General features: G+C 63.1%; 4 protein-coding genes and 1 pseudogene. 1 reads left to right on the top strand and 4 read right to left on the bottom strand.

Features of this window, described 5'->3' with window-relative positions:
- The 4 genes and pseudogenes from I5W_RS11470 to ypfJ form a co-directional block, all read right to left on the bottom strand.
- A partial coding sequence (locus tag I5W_RS11470; protein WP_044529321.1) for a deoxyribodipyrimidine photo-lyase occupies window positions 1–399 on the bottom strand: 399 nt, incomplete at its 3' end.
- A 29-nt stretch (window positions 400–428) separates the two neighbouring features.
- Window positions 429–1,675 (bottom strand): annotated as a pseudogene (locus I5W_RS11465) (MFS transporter).
- A gap of 157 nt (window positions 1,676–1,832) precedes the next feature.
- Complete coding sequence (locus I5W_RS11460; RefSeq protein WP_044529320.1) at window positions 1,833–2,213, bottom strand: MAPEG family protein; 381 nt, start codon at window positions 2,211–2,213, stop codon at window positions 1,833–1,835.
- A gap of 32 nt (window positions 2,214–2,245) precedes the next feature.
- Window positions 2,246–3,124 carry a KPN_02809 family neutral zinc metallopeptidase gene (ypfJ, locus tag I5W_RS11455; protein WP_026052040.1) on the bottom strand — a complete coding sequence of 293 codons (879 nt, stop codon included), beginning with the start codon at window positions 3,122–3,124 and terminating at the stop codon, window positions 2,246–2,248.
- A 218-nt stretch (window positions 3,125–3,342) separates the two neighbouring features.
- Between ypfJ and I5W_RS11450 the strand changes: the two genes are divergently transcribed.
- The coding region (locus I5W_RS11450) for an acyl-CoA dehydrogenase family protein (RefSeq protein ID WP_044529322.1) at window positions 3,343–4,248 on the top strand (906 nt) is incomplete at its 3' end.

Below are 4,248 nucleotides of genomic sequence, written 5' to 3'. Positions count from 1 at the left end.
GCAATTGCTGGGGGCAAAGCCCAGTTGTGCGTGCGAGGGCAGGGCATGGTCAGCCTTGCCGGGCGGCGCGGCCAGCGCCTTGAGGTAGTTCTCGACCGGATAGGGCTTCAGGTAGAACGCGCCACCGGCAGCGGTCAGCTTGGCCATCCAGGCATTCTTGTAGGGCGTGAAGACCGAGAAGGGCTTGGCCGACTGGGTCAGTACTTCATCCTTCTCGAAGATCACCTGGTCCTTGTAGCTCAACAGTTGCGCGCCTTGTTGCCGTAGCGAGCGCGCCACGGCGGCGTCGCGTTCGATGGCCAGTGGTTCGTAGTCGGTATTGATGAAGACGGCCTGCGCTTGCAGTTGGGCGGCCAGCTCGGGGATCTGCCGGGCAGCCGATCCATGCAGCACGATCAATCATGATGAGTCCTTGTCAGGGAAAGGGATCAATGGCTTGGCAGCGCGTCCGACGAGGTCGGCGTCGGCTCGCGGCGGAACTGGAAATGCATCCAGACCAGCGAGCAGCAGACCGTGCCGTAGAGCAGCATGAAGCAGGAGCTGCGCACACCGGTCAGGTCCAGGGCGATACCAAAGAGGATGGGCAGGATGAAGCCGCCCAGCCCGCCAGCCAGGCCGACGATGCCGGAGACGGCGCCGATGTTGCTGCTGTAGTCGTCCGAGATGAACTTGAAGACCGAAGCCTTGCCCACGGCCATGGCCACGCCCACCACGAACAGCAGCACCGTGAAGAGCACCGGATTCAAGCCGATGTGGAAGCGTTGCGGGCCGTTCACGGTCTGGATGGTGAAATCGGTCTGTGGATAGGACAGCAGGAAGAACGCCACCCAGCAGATCCACATCACGTACCAGGTGACCTTGTAGGCGCCGTACTTGTCGGAGAGCCAGCCGCCCATGGCGCGCAGCACGCCGCCCGGCAGCGAGAAGCAGGCGGCCAGCAGGGCGGCGTGCTGGATGTCGAAACCGTATTCGGTGACGTAGTACTTGACCATCCACAGGCTCAGGCCGACGTAGCCGCCGAACACCACCGAGTAATACTGGCAGTAGCGCCAGACCTTGGGCTCCTTGAGCATACGGAGCTGATCGATGAAGCGGGTATCGGAGGCCACCTGGTGGCTGGGGTCGGTGGCCGAGCAGAACCAGAAGATCAAGGCTGCCGCCAGCATCAGGCCGGCATACACCTGCGGCACCAGGACCCAGCCGCCGGCGGCGATGAGGGCCGGAGCGATGAATTTGTTGACTGCCGCGCCCGAATTGCCGGCACCGAACACGCCCATGGCCAGGCCCTGGCGCTCCTTCTTGAACAGCGCGCCACATANGGCGTACCGACCGAGAAGGGAACACCGGCCAGGCCCACGAACAGGCCCCGCACCAGGAAGTGCCAGAACGCGGTGGCGTAGGGAATCAGCCAGATCGGCAGCACCGTGCAGAGCATCAGAATGAAGAACACGATGCGTCCGCCGTAGCGGTCGGTCCAGATGCCCAGGGGGACGCGGATAAGCGAGCCGGTCAGCACCGGCATGGCGGTGAGCAGACCGAATTCGGTTTCGTTCAGGTGCAGGGCATTCTTGATGGGAATGCCGATGACCCCGAACATCACCCAGATGGTGAAACAGACGGTAAAGGCCAGCGTACTGGAACCCAGTACGCCATAGGCCCGGCTTTGGTCGGACATGAAGCCTCCTGCGGATGGTGATCGATGAAGTCCAGCTTATCGATCATGGCGGGCAGGCAACATTGGTCCGACGGTGAGGAAGGTGAAGAAAGAAGGAGGAGAGGGGAGGCCGGAAGAACTAGTTCTTCCGGTGGGATGGCGTATCGTCTCTCCCGTTTCAGGCGCGTGCCGCAATGACGAACAGCGCGATCACGCTCAGATAGCCGACGATCCAGACCGCCGAACGGGCCGAGGGCTTGTCCGTCAGGTACAGCGCCGTATAGAAGATGCGCGCCACGATGAAGACCAGTGCGGCGATGTCGATCTGTTCCTGGGGCGCGCCCACCTGCTGCGCCACCAGCACGGCCGCGGCAAAGAAGGGGAAGGCTTCGAAGTGGTTGCGGTGTGCGTAGTCGGCACGGCGGCGCAGGCCGGTCTGCTGGTCGAGCCAGGCACGCGGTTCGGCATTGTCGAAATCGCGGCGGCCATACTTGGCTACCGCGATGGTCAGCACCGGCATCAAGCCGGCGATCAGGATGCACCAGTCAGCCAGGGTCATGCGTTGTGTCTCCTTGTTGTGAATTCAGATAATCAGAGTTCCTTGGCGGCGAAGGTATTGCAGGCACTGACCTTGCCTTCGGCAATGCCGCGCTTGAACCAGGTCACGCGTTGGGCCGAGCTGCCGTGGGTGAAGGAATCGGGGACCACCACGCCGCGTGCCTGGCGTTGCAGAGCATCGTCGCCGATGGCCGAGGCGGCGTGCAGGGCGTCTTCGATGTCGCCTTCTTCCAGGATGTGGCGCGCCTGGTTGGCGTGATAGGCCCACACACCCGCAAAGCAGTCGGCCTGCAACTCCAGCCGCACCGACATGGCATTGGCCTGCTTCTCGGTGGCATTGCGGCGGGCCGCATCGACCTTGTCGGAAATGCCCATCAGGTGCTGTACGTGGTGCCCTACTTCATGGGCGATCACATAGGCCTGGGCGAAATTGCCGGAGACCTTGAAGCGCTGCTTCATCAATTCATAGAACGACAGATCGATGTAGACCTTCTGGTCGCCCGGGCAATAGAAGGGGCCGGTGGCGGTCTGGCCGGTGCCGCAGGCGGTGGGCGTGCTGCCGGAGAACAGCACCAGCTTGGGGCGCACGTATTGCTTGCCATTGTTGGCGAAGATCTGGCCCCAGGTGTCTTCGGTATCGGCCAGCACGGTGGAGACGAAGCGCGCCATCTGGTCGTTGGGCGAGGGTTTGTGCGCGGGCGCCTGCTGCACCGGTGCCGGCGCGCCACCGCCGGAGAGCAGATTGAGCATGGTCAGCGGATTGATGCCCAGGAAGTAGGATGCCACCAGCGCCACGGCCACCGTGCCCAGGCCGATGGAACGGCCGCCGAAGCCAAAGCCGCCACCTCCGCCGCCGTCCTCGCCGCGGCGGTCTTCCACGTTGTCGCTTTCGCGATTGCCTTCCCATTTCATGATGTGTTCCTCAGTGCGGCTGTCTGCAATGCCGGGATTGTAATGGATGACGTGTGCTGCCGGCTTGTCGGGTGTTGTCTGACCGGGAAGGGTTGTGCTGTCCGATTCCAGCGGCAGAGCTCGCGGGGTATGGTGTAGCAAGGAGCAGGCGGTATTAGGTGTCACAATGGCAGAACTCCCGCATCGATGACAACGACGGCAACAGCACAGGAGGCGACATGATCATCTGGCTCATTGTTCTCATTGCAAGCACGCTGGCCCTGATGCTGCTGCGTGCTAGTGCCTGGGTCTGGCTGGCTGCCGAGGTGGTGCTGCTCTGGCTGGGCGCGCGCCTGGCCGGGATCGAATTGCCGGTGCTGGTGCTGCTGGCCCTGCTGTCGTTGACGCCGACCTTGCTGGTGGCCATCAAGTCGGTGCGTCAGTCGCTGATGACGCGCCCGGCTCTGGATCTGTTCCGTAAGATCATGCCCGGCATGTCGGCCACCGAGCGCGATGCCATCGAGGCCGGGACGGTCTGGTGGGATGCCGAGTTGTTCTCGGGCAAGCCCGACTGGCGACGCCTGTTCGAGTTGCCTGCGCCGCGCCTGACGCCGGAGGAACAGGCTTTCCTGGACAATGAAGTGGAGCAGCTCTGCGCCATGGTCAGTGACTGGGAGACCAGCGTGAAGACGCAAGACCTGCCGCCCGAGGCCTGGCAATTCATCAAGGACAAGGGCTTCCTGGGCATGATCATTCCACGCCAGTACGGCGGCAAGCAGTTCTCGGCCTATATGCATTCGCAGGTGGTGATGAAGCTGGGCTCGCGCAGTTCGACCGCGGCCATTGCGGTGATGGTGCCCAATTCGCTGGGCCCGGCCGAACTGCTGTTGCACTATGGGACCGAGGCCCAGAAGCGCCACTACCTGCCGCGCCTGGCGCAGGGCCTGGAAATTCCCTGCTTTGCGCTCACCAGTCCCTATGCGGGTTCGGATGCGGCAGCCATTCCCGACATCGGCATCGTCTGCAAGGGCGAGCATGAGGGCCGCGAAACATTGGGCTTTCGTATCACCTGGCGCAAGCGCTACATCACACTGGCGCCGATTGCCACCGTGCTCGGTCTGGCCTTTCGCGTGCGCGACCCGGAT

Source organism: Herbaspirillum sp. B65, from assembly GCF_000333555.1.
Taxonomy (GTDB): domain Bacteria; phylum Pseudomonadota; class Gammaproteobacteria; order Burkholderiales; family Burkholderiaceae_D; genus Herbaspirillum; species Herbaspirillum rubrisubalbicans.
This window is presented reverse-complemented; position numbering and strand designations above follow the sequence as displayed.

Excerpts from the sequence above, each read along its gene's own strand:
- I5W_RS11460 (WP_044529320.1), bottom strand. The coding sequence starts at position 2,213 with ATGACCCTGGCTGACTGGTGCATCCTGATCGCCGGCTTGATGCCGGTG.
- ypfJ (WP_026052040.1), bottom strand. The coding sequence starts at position 3,124 with ATGAAATGGGAAGGCAATCGCGAAAGCGACAACGTGGAAGACCGCCGC.